This is a genomic window from Winogradskyella eckloniae (assembly GCF_013249045.1).
Classification (GTDB): Bacteria; Bacteroidota; Bacteroidia; order Flavobacteriales; family Flavobacteriaceae; genus Winogradskyella; species Winogradskyella eckloniae.
The window spans coordinates 400043-419024 of sequence record NZ_JABRWP010000003.1; the positions used below are offsets into that span (position 1 = coordinate 400043).

Below are 18982 nucleotides of genomic sequence, written 5' to 3' on the forward strand. Positions count from 1 at the left end.
AGTAATACAATTTTAAAAAACCGTTTAGTTTTCTAAGCGGTTTTTTTATAATTTTTTTTCAAAATTCATCGAGATGCTTAAACAGCCCTTAGGGTTGTAGCGTATTTTTTTGGTTTAAAACGGTTGTTTTTTATGAAACATTTTCTTTTCGTATTAATTATAAGTACTTTTTTTAGTTGTAAACAAAGCGAAGTCTCAAAGCAATTACCAGAAGTAAAAACGTCTCAACTCATTGCGCTTTTTAAAGCATCACAAACTAATTACCCAAATATAAGTGTGCATCGTGGTGGAAAAGGGATTTTAAAGTATCCTGAAAATTGCCTTGAAACCATTAAATATATCAGCGATAGTATTTCTGCGATATATGAAGTAGATGTGGCACAAACCAAAGATGGTCAACTCGTATTGTTACACGATAATTCTATTGACCGTACCACCAATGGCAGTGGAAAAATTGACCAATTAACGTATAATGAAATCAAAGACTTTAAATTAGTTGATGATTTCGGTAACGTAACGGCGTATAAAATCCCTTTATTTTCTGACGTCTTAAGCTGGTGTGTAAAACACAATGTGGTGTTAACCATAGATATCAAAAAAACGGTGCGCCAAGAATCGGTAATACGCGAAATAAAAAAGCAGTCTGCCGAAGACATAAGTATTATTATTACGTACACTGTAGACCAAGCGAAAACCGCATACCAATTAGCACCAGAATTGTTATTGTCAGTTTCTGCCAGAAACGATGAGGAATTTGATAGGTTGCTAAAAACTGAAATACCAACAGCTAATATGCTCGCATTTACAGGAACGCGCTTATCTGATGCTACTTTATTTAAGCGCTTACATGAAAATAATATAGTATGTATGTTAGGCACTTTAGGGAATTTAGATAAAAGCGCAGCGGCTAAAGGCGATGCTATTTATAGGGAATGGAACAAGCGAGGTGCAGATATTTTAGCAACAGACAGGCCTTTTAATGCTTTTGAAGCGCTTAATAATTAAAAAATTTAATTTGCCAATTGACGTGATGGCAATAGCAATACTATTGAAAACGTAAATAATGAAGTATTCAAGATTAACCAAAGAACAGTTTGAAGAATTACACCAAGAATTCATTAATTTTTTAGCCACACAATCTATTACAGGTGATGAGTGGGAAGATATAAAAAAGAATAAGCCAGAAACAGCAGAGCAAGAGCTCGACGTATTTAGTGATTTGGTTTGGTTAGGTGTTTTACAGAAAGTGAAGTATTTAGAACATATTTCGCCACAGCAAATTCACTTATTTCAGTGCAATGAAAAGAGCATGCGTTTAATTGCCTTAAGAATTGAAAATAAACGTGTCGATTTTACAACCAAAGAAGGGTTTAATTGGTTACGCGATAATTTATTATCGGATTCTGTGGAGTTTTTTAATGCTAAAAAAGATTATTCAGACGATAAGTATTTAGATATATTTAAAATGATTCAGTCTGGTGCAAACATTACTAAAGGCGAATTGTTTGAGTATTTTGCGAATTTGGTAAAGGGTGATTAAAAGCCGCCAGATTGCTGTTTTTGTTCGTAGTTACGTTTTTGTTTAATATCGTTTTTCTGTCTGTCTACAGAACCAAATTTCCGATGGTAAGGCAGTGGCTTATCGTAAGGTTTATCAACATCATCTAAGAGCATGTTTCTGATAAAAGTGTTCAATTTTAAAAAGAATGCTTTCATAAGCTTTAAATTTTATAGGTTACCAAAATAGCCATAATTGTAGTGTTAAATAAGATGTCTGCCTTCGCAGGAATTTTACTCATAGCGCAGACTCTCAATAGGATCGAGTTTGGCCGCTTTTGTCGCAGGATATAAACCTGAAACAATGGCTACAATAAACGCTATACTTGTTGCCCAAATCATCGCAATCCAAGGCGTAGAAAACTCCAGGTCAAAGCCATTGGCAACTGCCCAACCGATTAAAATACCTAAAATAATGCCTAAAACACCTCCAAACTGACCGATGATAATCGTTTCCATAAAAAACTGAAAGGCTATAGTTTTGCGTTTTGCACCTAGCGCTTTTCTCACTCCAATCTCGCGCGTTCGCTCGCTTACTGAGACCAACATAATGTTCATTAAGGCAATAGTAGATCCAAAAATGGTAATGATACTAATAATCCACGCGGCAATATATAAGGCAGAAATATTTTCCGCAACACGATTTAATAAGTCATCACTGCGCTCTATCCCAAAATCATTGGCTTCAATAGGATTAAGACCTCTAATATTTCTAAAGGTTAATATAGCATCATCTTGGGCAGCTTCTAACATATCGGTTTTGTCCACTTTTACACTTAAATTGTAATTAATATTGGCGTTAGTGAACATAGAACGCGCTTTTTGTAAAGGCATAAAAACCCTTAAATCTTGATTATTTCCAAATGTAGAGCCCTTTTCTTTAAGCACGCCAATAACCTTAAATTTAGACCCTCTAATACTTATGGTTTTATCAATAGGGTTTTCATCAGGAAATAAGGCTTTTTGTAAATCACTTCCAATGACACAAACGGCATTACTATTCTCTACATCAAAAACATTTAATGACCGACCAAAATCTAATTCTAAACCTGAATTTTCGATATAAAATTCATTGGCACCTAAAACCGCTACTTCAGGATCTGTTTTTTTATTCTCGTATTTAACTTCAGCGGCAAATGTGCCCATAAAAGAAATGGCAACTTTAGTGAACGGAAAATTGTAATTATCGGCAAAAGCCTTTACGTTTCTGTAATCAATTACCGGATTTATTTTTTGACGTTCTCTGCTACTTTGACGTTGATTTGTAAACTCATAGCGTTGCAAATTAAATGTATTTGCGCCCATTGAAGAAAAATTACTAGTTATGGTATTTTCTAGTGCAGATACACCACTAAGAATTCCAACTAAAGCCATAATACCAATTGCTATAATTAAAACCGTTAAAATGGTACGTAATAATTGCCCTTTTATAGAGTCAAAAGCAATTCTAATATTCTCTCTAGCTAATGAAAACATGATTTTTAATCGTGTTGGTTGAGTTGTTTAAAAGTATAAGACGACGTAAACTGTATAAAGTTACTATAAAATGAAGATATCTTTATAAGACCTCTGAAAAATATAATATTTTTGTGTTGAATTTTAAGTTCAAAATTAAGTTTCACTAAAAGAGATTCCTGCTTTCGCAGGACGTTAACATGGCACAAAAACCAAGCATCCCAAAAGGGACAAGAGATTTTAATGCAGCAGAAGTTGCAAAGCGTTCTTATATAATGGAAACCATAAAAGAACAGTTTCAAATTTTTGGATTTCAACCTATCGAAACTCCAAGTTTTGAAAACTCCGAAACTTTAATGGGAAAATATGGCGAAGAAGGGGATCGCTTGATTTTTAAAATTTTGAATAGTGGTGCGTATTTGAAAAAAATATCAGATGAAGACTATAGTGCTAAATCTGAAACTAAAATAACGCCAAAAATCTCAGAAAAAGCCCTTCGATACGATCTTACTGTGCCTTTTGCACGTTACGTAGTACAGCACCAAAACGATATAGAATTTCCTTTTAAAAGATATCAAATTCAACCGGTTTGGCGCGCAGACCGTCCGCAAAAAGGACGATTTAGAGAATTTTTTCAGTGCGATGCAGATGTTGTTGGTTCAAAATCGTCGTTTCAAGAAGTAGAGTTTGTGCAGTTATATGATGCGGTTTTTTCAGCTTTAAAATTAGAAGGTGTTACCATAAAAATCAATAACCGAAAAATCTTATCTGGTATAGCAGAAGTGATTGGTGCACAAGATAAACTCATCGATTTTACAGTCGCTTTAGACAAGTTAGACAAAATAGGCGAGGAGAAAGTAAAAGAAGAAATGCGAAGTAAAGGGATTTCGGAAGATGGTATTACTAAGCTTCAGCCTTTATTTACATTAAAAGGCGATTTTGGAAACCAAATAGAAAGTTTAAAATCTATTTTAAGTGCTTCAGAAATTGGACTCAAAGGTATTGAAGAATTAGAATTTATAAACACAGCCATTTCAAGCTTAAAACTAAAAACCGCCATCTTACAATTAGACGTTACCTTAGCTCGAGGTCTTAATTATTATACAGGTGCTATTTTTGAAGTCGCAGCACCAGAAGGTGTAAAAATGGGATCCATTGGTGGAGGCGGTCGTTACGATGATCTTACCGGAATTTTTGGTCTTAAAGATATGAGTGGTGTTGGTATTAGCTTTGGTTTAGACCGAATTTATTTGGTTTTAGAAGAATTGAATTTATTTCCAGATACCATAACTGAGTCTACAAAGGTATTGTTTATCAATTTTGGCGATGAGGAAGCGATGTATAGTTTAGGTGCTGTTACCAAGTTAAGAGCAGAAGGTATAAAAGCCGAGTTGTTTCCTGATGCTGCAATATCTGGTAAACAGAAAAAGAAACAAATGAATTATGCTAATCGTCGCAATATTCCTTTTGTCGTATTGGTAGGTGAAAGCGAATTATCTTTAGAAATTTTCACTTTAAAAAATATGGTTACTGGTGAACAAAAGGAAGTTACCTTAGACGCATTAATCTTATTAATTAAATAAAGAACGCCTCAACCTTCTTAGGGCTGAGACGTTCTTATCACTAACTAAAAACAATCAACTATTCTTTTATAATTTTTTTGGTTACTATGGCACCTGATGTTGTTTGTAGCTTAACGATGTAAGTTCCGCTACTTAATTTTTTTATTTCATATTCATCATGGGCTATACTTTGTAAACTGTAAACAGATTGGCCTAACATATTATATACTGCCAATGACTTAAGAGGAATACGGTTAGGGTTTACAATTACGATGTGGTTGGTACTATTTGAGTACACTATATCCATAGTATTTGCGCTATTGTCTTCAATGCCTAATGCTTCAGATGTTGTGTTAAAGGCAATTTCAAAACGTTGTAAATGTTCGCCAGCATTTAAAAAGATATCGTATGGACTTTCTCTTAAATCGTGATAAAGATCGAGTTCTAAATCATGTAAATAGATGTTTAGAGCCTCTGGTACGTTTTCTAAGGCATCGATATTTATTGTATTTATACCATCTGTGTTTGTTTTAATTCCAAGTGGATATGTCGTGGTATTGTCTGCCGCATTACTACCTTGAATAATAAAAGCCTCTTCATTAATGGTCCAGAACATATCATCGATTTGATTTTCATTTAGCAAACCATCATAAGCCCAATCCACATCAGGTGTAGCATTGTCGTCAATAGTTAATAAGAGTTGTCGTCTTATGGTGTTTACAGAATTAAAACCGATTCTAAATTTCATACGCTCATCGATTTCTTGAGAAGCCTCTTCGTTAGCATCGCTGGTGTTGGCTGATACAGAAAACGCACTTCGCATAAAAACGGATAGATCGTCACTTTCTTTTTTAAATAACCGTTGTCCATTATTAAATGTTATCGTCCCTGTATGTGCTCCAATAACAAAGAAGCCTTGTCCAACTGGTATATAGCGACCTGGTTTTTTAGTAGGCGAGTTGCCGTCTGTTAAATCTGGGTGATTACTACCTTTGTATGCCGCTTTTACAGCACCAGAATAGTTGTATGTGGCATAACCACCTTGGTAATCTTGAAAACTATGAGACCCTCCACCCCAATGTTCCCAGAAGTATAAAGTGCCACTAATTATAGGTGTCGCATTTGGAACAGGTGTGTTGTCATCTTGTAATTCTGGTCCATTATCTTTTATAAATTGATTAGCATCGATAGCAGAAGGGTACGGGTTACCTACTAAGAAATCATTATCTTGAGTAATAGGTAATTGGATTTCGCCATTATTTGGTTGACCAGAAAAAACATAATTTTGAGGTGTGGAAATGCTTCCAGTGCCTGGACCTTTCATTGTGTAGCCCTCACCAGGAAAAATTTGTCCTGTGCGTCTAATATGTTGCCATGAAGAATAATTATTGGTGTTCTGATTGGTGTATTTCCATATCCAATAATCGGCTATTTTTATAGGGCTTGTGGCTGCGCCATTATAGCCAGATGATGAAAAATTTATTGCCGTTGGGTGTTCACTCTGACTGCCATCCATCATAACATCTGTGACTCTAAAGCTCGGTACGTTAGAATTTTGTTTAGATACTGGCGAAGACCAATAGTTATACGTGTAGGTATCTGCAGTGCCTTGCTGATCGCGTTCAATTTTTCCTATGCTAGTGGCATCAAGGATACTATCTTCGCCTTGAATTAATTGAGATTCACCTTCAAGATCTATACTACCATCTAGTTTTAAATACCAAGATACATTAAGTTCTGAGTCATCGGTAATTTTAAATTCAATAGGCTCATTGTTAGCATCTTTTTCGTTGACAATTAATGCCAAATGCTGCTGTCTATTATTGAAATTTATCTGAGCATGACGGATTTTTACAATAGACCAATCATAGGTAATGGCATCGTATCCATTTATACCTTGAGCACTATTTGTAACCGCTGTAGCTAAATTTCCGTTGTCTTGAGTGATAAACGGTAATGGTGCATTCTGAGGTGCAATCTGTTTAAAATTGAATAGTTCAGCGCCAGGATTAGAAGCACCTTGTGTGGTTGCTAAATTCTCTGTGTATTTTCCATTAAAATGATCTAAACGGTAATAGGTAAGCAGATCAGACCAAGCTAAACTGGTAATTTCTCTTGGGACTTCTTTGCCTATAACATTGCCATTATTTTCAATCTCTTGGTAAACAATTTTCTGAATTTCATCAGCAGATAGCGCTTTTTTAAACACTCTTAATTCATCCATATGGCCTTTGTAAAACCACGGGTCTGTAGCGTTATGACGTCGACCATAATAAAAAGGGGTCTCATCTGTTGGTAATATACTATTGATAGTGGTGCTACCATTTTCTTGTCCATTGATGAATAGTTTTAGACTTTGTTCTGCGTTACTGTATGTTGTAGTAATGTGAATCCATCTATCGCTAAGTAACGGTTGTGCTGAGGTTAAACTTTGGTTTCCAGCTTGGACGAATAACGTATTATTAGATAACACTTTTAAGTAAAAGTGCTCTTGTCCAAATACAAAACGCTGGCCTGTACCTGTAGGATCTAATTTTATCCAACCCATTAATGTGACTTCAGGCTGCTCACTTAATATGGTCATGTCTTTGATGTAGTCATTTCTACCATCAAAATACAGCTGAAGTTTATCATTAAGCACTCTTGGTGATCCAAATGAATTATGGTCAGTATCAAAACTATCGAGTAAACCATCGTGGTCGGTGTCTATAGAGCCATCAATAATACCATCAGAATTTGCATCTAAATGCGAGTACCTTGTGGTTGCAATATCAAAGGTGTTTGTGTCATTGTTGTAGGCGTCCATATAGTCTGGCAAACCATCATGGTCACTGTCTACAACAAAAGCGGTATGATTTAGACCTTGATTTTGGTTACCATAACCAGAATTTAAATCACTGCCGTTGTAGTAATCAAAGACATCTAAAATGCCATCAGTAAAGTATTCTAAAACACCATCAGTATTGGTGTCTTTTGCTCTTATTTTGTCAGAGTCTGTTCCATCGCCTACGCCATCACCATCCTGGTCACCATCACCATTTTGAAAATTGATGTTACCAGAATTTCCTGCACCAGATTCATCAATGTCAAAGCGTCCGTCATTATCACTATCCAAATCTAAATAGTTAGGGACACCATCATTATCGGAGTCTAAGGGTAATGTGGTTTCACAAGTGTCTTGTAGTCCATTGACATTCGAATCGACTATAGCTGTGATAACAGCAGTACCATTGGTTAATGTGCCATATCCAGCTTCAACCGCATCAGGTATACCATCATTGTCGCTGTCTAAATCAAAAATATTGGCAACACCATCGTGATCTGTATCGCATAATATTTGCTTGATTTCTATATCATCTAATGCAAAATCATTACCGTTGTTACCAGTTTCGGTCGTATAAAAAAAGACATTAAACTCGCTGACTTCTAGTGTGAAATTTGCGGAATAATTGTGCCAACTGGCCTCTGGATTTCCATTAATAGATGGTGGAATATCACCTGTGTTAATTGCGGCCAAAAGATTATGGTCTACATCTCTAAACTCTACTTTAATTTGCGGACGTGTGCGCTGATCTATATCAGGAGTTGTTGAGCTGTCTAAATTTAAGGCCCAAAAACTATAGGATATCGGAATGTTAGGTAAGGCACCTTTGATGTTAGCCGTATAGAAAACTCCAGGTTGTGAAGCTGCATTAAAGATGGCCATGCGACCTTGTAAATTTCTATTGGTATGATCTTCGCCAGTATACCAATACATGTTTTCCGAGGTTGTGTCTTCGGCATTCGTTGCGAAAGGAGCTACGGTGTATTTGCCATTATGTTGCGCTGCGCTGTTATCGCAACTTCCGTTACCATTGTCATAACAATACGATGAATAGGAATGGTATAACGTTTGAATTGGTGCTCGACTGCCACTACCAAAAGTTTCATATACGTATTTATAGACTGTAGATCCAGCACTGTTCGAGCTTTGGCAAGCGAGTTCTTCAAGGGCATCTTCTATGCCATCATTATCATCATCTTTATCGATATGGTCATCAATGCCATCGCCATCACTATCAAAGAGATATTTAGGTGGGGACTGCGTTAATAACGTTGGGTTGGTTTGGCTAGGTATAGCCATATCTAAGGTTTGCGCATAGCTCATTATGCCAAAACATAAGGAAAGCATGCCAAACGCGATACGTTGTAATAATTTGATCGTATAGATCATGTTAGGTTAAATTTAGTTTGGGACTAATTCTTCGACAAACCTACAAATAAAATCCATGAAATGCAAATAAATCCGTTTAAATGTAAAATTATTGCAATTGATAGACTTGTGTATATAGGATTTCGACTTCGTAAAATTTCTAGTTTAGAAAGGTGTAATCTTATAATTAATTGTACACTTTAGGTCTTAAGTTGTATTTGGTAGACTAAAATTTAATCTTGTCGAATATTGTAAACTTTTACGAACAACATAATTAGATTTTATTACATTGAAATCGTTTTAAATAATTAGCTATCATATATTTATGGGGAAAATAAAATATAGCCTATTATTAGTCATTAGTCTTTTTTTTGGGTTAATTAGTGCTTTTAATATTATAGATATTGCCAATAAGCGGCAAGCCAGTTCATCAACTACCAATTTTTTACCAGATGCCACAATAAGTGGAGGCGGAATTACCGTCTGCCAAAATGAAGCACCAGCGCCACAAATTACATTTACAGGGTCTAATGGGACCTTGCCTTATGTTTTTAGTTACCGCATCAATGCAGGAGCTATTCAAACGGTGTCTACCACAGGATCGAATACCTCTGTTACAATAAATGCAGATATCAGTAATGTTGGTACAGTAACCTACACTCTAGTTAGTGTTGAAGATGATGTACCTGAGGTTTCTACCATAAATGAAAGTATTCAGTTTACTGTTATTCAATCTCCAGATGGCACTTTAGGTGGTACAGGATCTGGAACAACCTTCAATGGCTTACCTGTATTTAGACAATGTATTAATTCGGGTTCAGAATTTACCTTTACAAATCAGTCATCTACACAGGGATTAAATACGAGTTACACTATAAATTGGGGCGATGGATCGCCAGATTTTAGTGCCACGACATGGTCGTCTACCACTCACAATTACAACGTTGGAATTTATGATTTAACCTATACCATAACCGGAAGTAATGGTTGTGATACGGTAACAGCTTATACGGTTTTCGTTGGGTCTAATCCTGCGGTTTCTTTAGGGAATCCAGGAAATACAGATATTTGTAATATTAATCCTTTAACCTTTCCCATCACAGGGACAGAAAATAATCCTCCAGGTACAACCTATACTGTGACATTTAATGATGGTTCGCCACCAGAAGTATTTAGTCATCCGCCTCCAGCGAGTGTCACGCATACGTTTGATATGTCTTCATGTAATACGACAAGTTCTGATGGTACCAATACCTATGAGAATTCTTTTTCGGCTATTATTGTAGCTTCAAACCCTTGTAGTACGTCTTCCGTTGGTGTGGTGCCTATTTATGTTTCCATAGCGCCAGAAGCAAGTTTTACAGGTGACGATGTGGTATGTACTAATCAACCGGCTTGTTTTCAAAATACATCAATTGGTGACGAGAATAATGGTCTTGGTAATTCTTGCGACACGAGTCCTAATATAATTTGGGAAGTCACACCCAATACGGGTTTTACAGTGTCTAGTGGTTCCATGGGCGACGATTTTGGGAGTTCTGATCCGGGTCTTTGGCTAGCCGGTTCGGATGCTATTTGTTTTAATTTTACTCAAATTGGAACCTATGAAGTAAAACTAAGAACGGGTAACCGTTGTGGTATGGATGAGGTCATAAGAACGGTATGTGTGGAAGATGATTTGGTGCCAGTATTTACCACAAATGTGAATGAAGGTTGTACGGCATTGCAAGTCAATACAATGAATACAACAGATGAAACGAATAGCTGTATTACACCTACCTATTTGTGGGCGGTTAATTATACGGCAGAATTTTGTGGAACGACAGCCACTTGGGCATTTATTAATGGTACCGACGAGACATCAGCAAGTCCTTCGTTTCAATTTGATACAGCTGGTACTTACGAACTGGTCATAACAGCGACCAATTCTTGTGGTGATTTTTCAACCTCTCAGTTTATTGAGGTTCGCCAACCACCAACGGCCGTAATTAATACGGTTGATGACGTTTGTGGTTTGACGAGTATACAGCCAACAGCAACGGTAGAGTCTTGTGCAGGTCCATCAGATACCATAACATATAGCTGGTCGTTTCCTGGCGGATCACCAGCCACTTCAAATCTTTTAGATCCTGGCGCTATTGCGTATAATTCTGTAGGGACGTATACCATCACATTTAGTATGACCAATGCCTGTGGTACAACCACGGTCACTGAAGACTTTTCTGTAAATGATTCACCTGTAATTTCAAATACAGATGTGACACAATCTCTGTGTTCTGGAGCATCCACATCAGAAATTAATTTAACGTCTAACAATGCTTCCACTACCTATAGTTGGGTTGCTAATGTACCTGCTGGTTTAACAGGTTATATACCAAGTGGTACATCGAGTACGATTCCTTCGCAAACTATTGTGAATACGACAACAGGCACGCTTTCATTAATTTATACAGTAACACCAGAAATTAATGGATGTGTTGGTGATGCTGTTGATTTTGAAATCAGTGTTATTCCCGCACCACTCATAACCACGCAGCCAAATGCTGATTCGGTATGTCAAAATGGTATCGCTAATGATTTGATGGTGGCGTTTGATGGTTCTGGTACACCAAACTATCAATGGTATGAGAATACACTAGATAATACCACCTCTGGTACGCCAATAGCAGGTGCTACTTCAGATACATATACACCACCAACCACAACAGTGGGTACTACGTATTATTATGTTGTGATATCATTTTCAACAGGAGGATGTTCTGAAATTAGTTCAGATACGGCAGCCATTGAAGTCACAGCGCTAACACAAATAGATGCGCAGCCGCAAAGTACGCAATCCTTATGTGTTGGCGGTGTGTCGGAAGCACTTGAAATTATGGTTTCAGGTGGTTCGGAGACGCCTACGTTTCAATGGTACTCAAATACCACAAATAGCAATTCCGGAGGAACTTTAATTTCGGGAGCAACTAATGCCTCTTATACACCTCCTGCATTTAATGCCATAGGTACTTATTATTTTTATGTTGAAGCCAATTATAATGCTAACGGTTGTGCGGCCTTAACAAGTGCAGTGGCAGAGATTGTTGTCGTTGAGGATCCTCAAGTGACGTCACAGCCTATGGCTTCACAAAGTCTTTGTGAGAACTCTACTGCACAAAATTTAGAAGTTACCGTTGCAGGTGGCCTTGGTACAATGTCTTACCAATGGTATGCGAGTGCTGTAGATGATACGACGTCTGGTTCGGCTATTTCAGGCGCAACAGCAAACACCTTTTTACCACCTACAGATATTGTAGGGACAGTATACTATTACTGCGTAATTACACAAGATGTTTCAGGATGTGAGGTTACAAGTGATACTTCTGAAATCATTATTAGTGCAGGTGCTCAATTTAGTTCACAGCCTATTTTAGATGAATTGTGTTTGGGAGAATCTACTCCAGATTTGTCCGTGTCTTATACCAATGGAGCAGGCACAGCGTCTTATCAATGGTATCAAACAGCAACGGATGATCCAACGTCTGGGACGGCTATAGCTGGTGCTACGTCAGCAACCTACAGTCCTGATGTTAGTGTTGTAGGTTCTATGTATTATTATGTTGTCATTAATTTTAATTCTGGAGGTTGTTCGGAAATTGTGTCTCAAACGGCCGAAATCATTGTCAATGAGACACCCATAATAGATGATGCAACCGCATTAATTTGTAGTGGTAATTCATTTGAGTTTATGCCAGATACAACGAATACAGGCGATATTGTGCCCTTAAATACATTGTATACTTGGCCAACACCAACGGTAAGTCCTGCAGGTAGTATTGTTGGTGCAACAGAACAGTTAACTGCGGTGGCAACACTGTCGCAAACTTTAGAGAATACCACAACCAATCCGGCTACGGTGACCTATGTGGTAACACCTGTTTCTGGAAATTGTGCAGGCGAAACTTTTGAAATGGTCGTGACTGTAAATCCTTCTATAACCGTAACATCAACACTAACACATAATTTATGCTATCAAGCGAATACGGCGTCTATAGCTATTGATATTGTTGGTGGTATTCCTTTTACTAGTGGTCAGCCCTATACTGTTTCATGGTCAGGACCTAATGGTTTTTCAAGTACAGATGAAGATATTTCGAATCTAGAAATCGGAATATACACTTTAACGATTGAAGATGATGGTGGTTGTCCGTTTTCGACCACTTTCGAAATAACAGAACCCGAAGAATTGGTATTTAGTGCGGTTAGTTTTGATCCAGAAACCATTTCTTGTTTTAATGCTAATGATGGGGAAATCGCTATTGACGTTTCAGGAGGTGTGATGCCTTATATATACGAATGGACCTTAAATGGTACACCTTATGCTACGGATGAAGATTTAACAGATCTCGGACCAGGATTGTATGCCATTGCTGTAACCGACCAAAATAATTGTGGACCAATTACGCTCGATTTTGAGATCATTGAACCAGCTGAATTGACGGCTGTATTAGATACTAAAACGGATGTGTTATGTTTTGGTGAGGCTACAGGTGCTATTTTGGTAGATGTCGGTGGCGGACGAACGGACTATACTTATGCTTGGACAGGTCCAAATGGATTTTCAAGTACGGATGAAGATATTGATACATTGTATGCAGGCGTTTATAATCTTACGGTAACAGATAATTCAGGATGTACAGATGATTTGGAGGTGGAAATTATACAGAACACACAAATTGAGGTGGACCTTACAGTCACACAAATGCAATGTTATGGTGATAATGATGCCTCTATCGTTATTAATTCCATTTCTGGAGGAGTGTCGCCATATGAGGTGGCCTGGAGTAATTTTGGATTAGGGATGAGTCAGATTAATCTATCTGGAGGCACGTATACTATTACCATTACGGATGCGGAACTTTGTGAACGTGAATTTCCTGTAATCATTGAGCAGCCACCAGAATTTTCAATAAGTCCTGTAGTGACGCAAATGACTTGTGCAGGCGAAAATGATGCAAGTATTACCCTTAATTTTGTTGGAGGTATTGATCCTGTATCCTTGGTTTGGGATGATGATCCTGTGGCTGGTACAGAACGAAATAATTTAGGACCTGGTACATATACAGTAACCATTATTGATGGAACACCTTGCGAAATTCAAGACAGTTTTACCATTTTTGATGTTGCGCCATTAAGTTTGTCAGCCAACATTACACATGCTTTAGATTGTGATGATACTAACAGTGGCAGTGTTAATTTATTAATTGAAGGAGGAACACCACCCTTTAATGTGTTGTGGAGTAATGGTGCCATCACAGAAGATTTAAGTGCTGTACCTCCAAATACTTATACTGTTACGGTTACGGATACCAATGGTTGTGAGATTGAAGCGAGTTATGAGGTGACACGATTTGAACCCTTACAGGTTGAGGTCATTGATCAGGTAGATGTAGATTGTGAAACAGCAAGTATAGATCAAACCTTTTTAGCAATGGCGAGTGGAGGCGTGCCACCATTTCAGTTTAGTTGGTCAGATGGTACGGTAAGCGGTCTCAACAACGAATTTATGTCTACAGACACCAATGGATTGGTAGTTTTAGAAGTGACAGATAATTTAGGCTGTACGGCTAACTATACCTTTAATGTAGACATTGCTGCCTTTGGTGATCCTGGGTTTACAACGTCATCATTCGGATTCTTAAATTATGGATTGTATGCTATACAAGATCCTATTGAATTTACAACCACAGCCACCGGAAATTACGACAGTATCTTATGGGATTTTGGGGATGGTAGTTTTTCTTCAGAAGTACATCCTATACATACCTATTTTACACCAGGAAGTTATGTGGTAACGCAAACGGTTACGTATCCATACGGCTGCGTGTATGAGCAAGTGATTACCTTAGTGATCGAAGAAGGGTATAAGTTGGTTGTGCCAGATGCGTTTACACCAAATGATGATGGCATTAATGATTTCTTTGCTCCGGTTTTTATTGGCTTAAGCAGTTTAGAGCTTAGTATTTACGATACTTGGGGAAGTTTAATTTATAACGAAAAAGGTGATGCTTTACGAGGATGGGATGGTATGGTAAAAGAAGAAGAAGCCGAAAACGGCAATTATTACTACACCTTTTCTGCAAAGACATTTTATGGCAACCAAGTGAAACAACAAGGCGCCTTTATCTATATTAAATAAAACCGAATGACCATTAAAGCAAGATTTACCATTTTATTAGCGGTTTTATTTGGATGCGTAGTGCATGCCCAAGACCCTATATTTACGCAATCGAATTATATTCAAGAAACTTTAAATCCTGGGTTTACTGGGTTTGAAGATAATGATAGAGTCAGTGCTGGTGTATTGAGTAGAACCCAATGGCCCAATTTAGATTTAAAAGTAAGTACACAATATTTTTTCATTAATAAATCTTACGAAAACAGAAACAGTTCTGGTAGTGGTATAGGGTTTAATGCCATGTGGCAAAATGAATCCTTTAGCAATTACAATTTTTACCAAGTGAATGCCAACTATATGCATCGTGTTAATCTCAATGGTGGATGGTTTTTTAGACCAGCCTTAGAAGTTGGTTTTGGACTAAAAGATGTAGGTTTTAACAGTTTAACATTGGCCGATCAAATAAATATTAATACAGGTGTGATTCATCCCAATTCTGTAGATCCCTTTGGTGCAAATACAGAAAATATTGTGTTTTTTGATGTCTCTGCAGGTGTGGTCTTTGAGAAAAAAGCAAGGAATGACAATACCTATTGGTTTGGTTTTTCGGCAAAACACCTTAATCGACCAAATATCTCATTCATAAGAGATCAGAATGTACCATTAGATATTTTTTATTCCGTACATGGTAATTATCGTTTTCCATTTTTGCAAGATTACAGAATAATGATGACCGCTAATTATATGCAACAAGGCGAATACAATCGCCTAGATATAGGTTCATTATTTCATGTTAATCAGTTTTTAGTTGGACTCACTGCAGCGACAAATCCGGCTAGGAATGATAATAATAGTCATCTTCTCACGTCCATAAATAGTTTTATAGGCTTAGAATATACTAGTTTTAGATTCGGGCTGTCTTACGATGCTAATATTTCAAAAATTGGTAGAACGAATGGTGTCTACGAGTTTTCTGTTACTTACATGTCGCGCTGTCGCAATTGCCCAACAGATCGTAGTCGTAAGCGCTAATGGATGAAGGCGCAAATCGGTTCAATACAACTTTAATGCTTTGTCTATATTTTAAACCATGCCAGACTTCAAAAAAGAATTTTATTATAGACGCGCTGACGATTCAGATTTTGAACAGCTTAAAGCATTAGGAAAGGCATCATATGCTGAATTTAGTACGGTGTTAACCAAAGCAAATTGGGATAAAATGAACGCTTTTCTCAATAGTGATACAGGTTTAAAACAACGCATTGCGCAAAGTACGGTTTTTGTTTGTGAGCTGGATTCAGTAATTATAGGAATGATTTATTTAGTAGCTGGTGGTCATCCTACAACATTGTTTAAAGCCGATTGGAGTTATATAAGATTTCTGGGTGTGCATCCCAAACAAAGAGGTAAAGGTATAGGCAAAACGTTAACGGAACTGTGTATTGCTCATGCCAAAGATACCCAAGAAACACATGTTGCTTTGCATACTTCCGAATTTATGGATGCGGCTAGAAATATCTATGAAACACGAGGCTTTAAGAAAGACAAAACCATTCAATATTTAGGCAAAACGTATTGGGTTTACCTGCTAGAATTAGACTAAAGGTAGCTGCTGCAGTACCAAAACACTGTTGTAAGGTGCGTTAAATGACTTAAATCTATTTTTGATTCATGCACATGTAAGACCTGCCTGTCAATGAGCGACTAGCAGCGCAACGCATTCTGAGTGCAGTTAGACTAAAAGTGCTTTCACTTTTGACTTTAGGATTTCGGTTTTGTGTAGCGTATGTTAAATCATTGTTAAGTTGTTCATTTTAAGGTGTTTTTGAGGATTTTGCGACATCCAAATTTCGATTTTCAACGTATCTTTAGTAACAGTAAATGCTATTAACGATGAATCCATTACACATTTTAAAAAACAGACTTCAAAAATTAAGCTTTGGTACAACACAAAAAACTGAAAAGGGACAGAGTTCAACACCAAAACAAGTGATTACTAAAGCGTTTTCAAAAGACGAAGATACCTTTATGTTTATCTAAACTAAGGACGATCAACCGCTACTAAAAATCAAGTCGGTTGACTTTGGCTGCTATGGCCTATTTAAAAATGTCGATTTTACTGTAATTTAACGGCATTCTATAGGTATGCTATGGCTTTTTTTAATTCATAAACGGTTTCATGCTATAACTGTAATTGGTTTTTCAAAATAAAATATAGCTTTGTGCTTCGCAAAACTTGTAGCATGCACATAAAAGACCTAGTAGGCATATATACCATAGAAGGCAGCAACCAAAATGAAGCTGGCATTTCCTATCGAGGCACACTAACCTTAAGTTTAGACCATAATAACCGAATAATTGCCCAATGGCTTATTAATAAGCAACAAACACAATTTGGTACTGGCTTTTTTAAAGATAATATTTTAGTCATCAACTTTCACTACAAAGGAGACGAGGGTCATATCTATAAAGGTGTTGTTGTCTATAAATGCCTTACAAAAGATGTTTTAGATGGCTTTTGGTCAGAGGAACATGGCAATCCCTTGTATCTTGGTAGCGAACGTTGCTTTAGAGTATTATCCTCTAGTAACATGGCTATACATTAAAACGTTGGTTGTACGCTTTTTATTATTGGAAAAAGCACGTGTTGTTTGATAAAAACTGTGTTGTTCAGTGAAAACAATTTAAGTTATTAGTGTATAGATTACAATTAGTCCCAAGGAAAGGCCATAAAAGTGCGCCAAACGGGATGAATGTTATTTAAATTTCGATGGTCGTGAAAATCAGTCAACTTTAAAATCTGGTGCTTCATGATCAGGTTCTAATTACATATATATTTGTCAATCATGTATTGCGTTATAGGCTTGAGTGATTTTCCAGTTTCAGGATGCAACCCTAAACTGGTAAAGTATTCTAATTTTTTTTGCGCGTTTTTACCATACCAAATCTTTACACTTCCATCTCTATTGAAGAGGGTGTCTTCGCATTTAGGCTTTATTTTTTTAAAATTGATGATACGTTCTTCTTTGTAGAATTTAAGCTGATTCAAACTGTACTTGTTGGCATCTAAATTAACTTCGATATAATGATCTTCATTCCATATCATAAAGCGTTGTCTGTTCACGTAATTATAAATTAATACACCAATAACTATGGTTAAGATGATTAGAGCTGTAATTACGGATTTCTTTCGGTCTAAAATATAGGTCGTTGAATCTCCTTGCGTATTAATTTCATTATTTTGGTCTAAGTTGTGTTTTACAAAATCTGAATAATCACTATATCCCAAATATCGACTCAGTGAAATTGTTGCATGATTTTTAATCGTTATAGGAATGCTTGGTGTACTGATGGCAGACTTATACTTAATACTTAAAATTTTAGCACCATAAGGCTCTTTACTATCTTCTAAAATATAGTCTGATAGTACCTGTGCTCTCGGATATACATTTACAGAGTTCACTTCTTCTTTTGCTTTTTCAAAAGCTTTTATAAGTAATGTATTGTGCATTTAGTTGGTTTTTAAGCGTTTAAACTTAGTAAAATTTGTATAGAAATCATTTGGAAATTCTTTTCCAATTCGTTTCCTGTTTTTTTCCATTAGTTCCAAAGTAAACTTCATTCATTTGGCATAGAATTGATAACGGTCACCTACGCAAAGGGCCTTGCGAATTTCAATTCCATACTGAAGTTAGAATGTAAAATGCTGCATTATTTGGGAAGGTAGAGCAGGTTTTACTTCACGACTTCACACTTCCCAAAATGGAGGTTTTTACCTCAAAAATAGTTGGTGTTGCTAAGCAACTATGCCTCTGAGAATTTCTCGGACAGCAACACTATTGTCTAATTTTAAATCCATACAAAATGAAAAAAATATATGTTATAATGTTTACGGTTTTCCTCAATTCAGTTTTTTTATCATGTAATCCTGAGAGTATAGCAGATGAAAATGTACCACAAGCCTGTTGTGGAGAAAACGGAGAAATTCCACCACCACCTCCAGAAGAAATTAGTGGTTAATTAATATTTAGTTCTTATTTTAGAGGAATGAAATCAATC

General features: G+C 36.7%; 13 protein-coding genes. 9 read left to right on the top strand and 4 right to left on the bottom strand.

The window, feature by feature from the left end; genetic code table 11:
- Positions 1–132 precede the first annotated feature (132 nt).
- Positions 133–1005: a glycerophosphodiester phosphodiesterase family protein gene (locus HNV08_RS07145; protein WP_173280483.1), complete on the top strand. Its 873-nt coding sequence runs from the start codon at positions 133–135 to the stop codon at positions 1003–1005.
- A 58-nt stretch (positions 1006–1063) separates the two neighbouring features.
- Positions 1064–1540, top strand: a complete 477-nt coding sequence (locus HNV08_RS07150; protein ID WP_173280484.1) for a DUF6495 family protein — start codon at positions 1064–1066, stop codon at positions 1538–1540.
- On the opposite strand, the gene HNV08_RS07155 is transcribed toward HNV08_RS07150, so the two are convergent.
- Together HNV08_RS07155 and HNV08_RS07160 are read right to left on the bottom strand one after the other, a co-directional pair.
- Positions 1537–1716 (bottom strand): hypothetical protein, encoded by a 180-nt coding sequence (locus HNV08_RS07155; RefSeq protein WP_173280485.1) that lies wholly within the window; start codon positions 1714–1716, stop codon positions 1537–1539. The two genes, HNV08_RS07150 and HNV08_RS07155, sit on opposite strands and share 4 nt — an antisense overlap.
- Before the next feature lie 75 nt (positions 1717–1791).
- Complete coding sequence (locus HNV08_RS07160; protein WP_173280486.1) at positions 1792–3033, bottom strand: ABC transporter permease; 1242 nt, start codon at positions 3031–3033, stop codon at positions 1792–1794.
- Between the two features lie 179 nt (positions 3034–3212).
- Here HNV08_RS07160 and hisS point away from each other — a divergent pair, with 179 nt between their 5' ends.
- A complete protein-coding gene (gene hisS / locus HNV08_RS07165) occupies positions 3213–4595 on the top strand; it encodes a histidine--tRNA ligase (protein ID WP_173280487.1) in 1383 nt (460 codons plus the stop codon).
- Positions 4596–4653: 58 nt separating this feature from the next.
- Here hisS and HNV08_RS07170 read toward each other — a convergent pair whose 3' ends face one another.
- Positions 4654–8787, bottom strand: coding sequence for a LamG-like jellyroll fold domain-containing protein (locus HNV08_RS07170; RefSeq protein ID WP_173280488.1), 4134 nt, complete (start codon positions 8785–8787; stop codon positions 4654–4656).
- A 304-nt stretch (positions 8788–9091) separates the two neighbouring features.
- Between HNV08_RS07170 and HNV08_RS07175 the strand changes: the two genes are divergently transcribed.
- From HNV08_RS07175 to HNV08_RS07195, 5 genes are all read left to right on the top strand, one after another.
- Positions 9092–14944: a PKD domain-containing protein gene (locus HNV08_RS07175; protein WP_173280489.1), complete on the top strand. Its 5853-nt coding sequence runs from the start codon at positions 9092–9094 to the stop codon at positions 14942–14944.
- Positions 14945–14950: 6 nt separating this feature from the next.
- Complete coding sequence (locus tag HNV08_RS07180) at positions 14951–15955, top strand: PorP/SprF family type IX secretion system membrane protein (RefSeq protein WP_173280490.1); 1005 nt, start codon at positions 14951–14953, stop codon at positions 15953–15955.
- Between the two features lie 58 nt (positions 15956–16013).
- Positions 16014–16526 (top strand): GNAT family N-acetyltransferase, encoded by a 513-nt coding sequence (locus tag HNV08_RS07185; protein ID WP_173280491.1) that lies wholly within the window; start codon positions 16014–16016, stop codon positions 16524–16526.
- Between the two features lie 290 nt (positions 16527–16816).
- The gene (locus tag HNV08_RS07190) at positions 16817–16963 is read left to right on the top strand and encodes a hypothetical protein (protein ID WP_173280492.1); all 147 of its coding nucleotides are present in this window, start codon (positions 16817–16819) and stop codon (positions 16961–16963) included.
- 203 nt (positions 16964–17166) lie between these two features.
- On the top strand, positions 17167–17529 hold the full coding sequence (locus HNV08_RS07195; protein WP_173280493.1) for a hypothetical protein: 363 nt from the start codon (positions 17167–17169) through the stop codon (positions 17527–17529).
- 215 nt (positions 17530–17744) lie between these two features.
- On the opposite strand, the gene HNV08_RS07200 is transcribed toward HNV08_RS07195, so the two are convergent.
- Entirely contained in the window at positions 17745–18434 is a 690-nt protein-coding gene (locus HNV08_RS07200) for a hypothetical protein (protein WP_173280494.1), read from the bottom strand.
- A 353-nt stretch (positions 18435–18787) separates the two neighbouring features.
- Here HNV08_RS07200 and HNV08_RS07205 point away from each other — a divergent pair, with 353 nt between their 5' ends.
- Positions 18788–18943, top strand: coding sequence for a hypothetical protein (locus HNV08_RS07205; protein ID WP_173280145.1), 156 nt, complete (start codon positions 18788–18790; stop codon positions 18941–18943).
- Positions 18944–18982: the final 39 nt, after the last annotated feature.

Excerpts from the sequence above, each read along its gene's own strand:
- HNV08_RS07145 (WP_173280483.1), top strand. The coding sequence starts at position 133 with ATGAAACATTTTCTTTTCGTATTAATTATAAGTACTTTTTTTAGTTGT.
- HNV08_RS07150 (WP_173280484.1), top strand. The coding sequence starts at position 1,064 with ATGAAGTATTCAAGATTAACCAAAGAACAGTTTGAAGAATTACACCAA.
- HNV08_RS07155 (WP_173280485.1), bottom strand. The coding sequence starts at position 1,716 with ATGAAAGCATTCTTTTTAAAATTGAACACTTTTATCAGAAACATGCTC.
- HNV08_RS07160 (WP_173280486.1), bottom strand. The coding sequence starts at position 3,033 with ATGTTTTCATTAGCTAGAGAGAATATTAGAATTGCTTTTGACTCTATA.
- hisS (WP_173280487.1), top strand. The coding sequence starts at position 3,213 with ATGGCACAAAAACCAAGCATCCCAAAAGGGACAAGAGATTTTAATGCA.
- HNV08_RS07170 (WP_173280488.1), bottom strand. The coding sequence starts at position 8,787 with ATGATCTATACGATCAAATTATTACAACGTATCGCGTTTGGCATGCTT.
- HNV08_RS07175 (WP_173280489.1), top strand. The coding sequence starts at position 9,092 with ATGGGGAAAATAAAATATAGCCTATTATTAGTCATTAGTCTTTTTTTT.
- HNV08_RS07180 (WP_173280490.1), top strand. The coding sequence starts at position 14,951 with ATGACCATTAAAGCAAGATTTACCATTTTATTAGCGGTTTTATTTGGA.
- HNV08_RS07185 (WP_173280491.1), top strand. The coding sequence starts at position 16,014 with ATGCCAGACTTCAAAAAAGAATTTTATTATAGACGCGCTGACGATTCA.
- HNV08_RS07190 (WP_173280492.1), top strand. The coding sequence starts at position 16,817 with ATGAATCCATTACACATTTTAAAAAACAGACTTCAAAAATTAAGCTTT.
- HNV08_RS07195 (WP_173280493.1), top strand. The coding sequence starts at position 17,167 with ATGCACATAAAAGACCTAGTAGGCATATATACCATAGAAGGCAGCAAC.
- HNV08_RS07200 (WP_173280494.1), bottom strand. The coding sequence starts at position 18,434 with ATGCACAATACATTACTTATAAAAGCTTTTGAAAAAGCAAAAGAAGAA.
- HNV08_RS07205 (WP_173280145.1), top strand. The coding sequence starts at position 18,788 with ATGAAAAAAATATATGTTATAATGTTTACGGTTTTCCTCAATTCAGTT.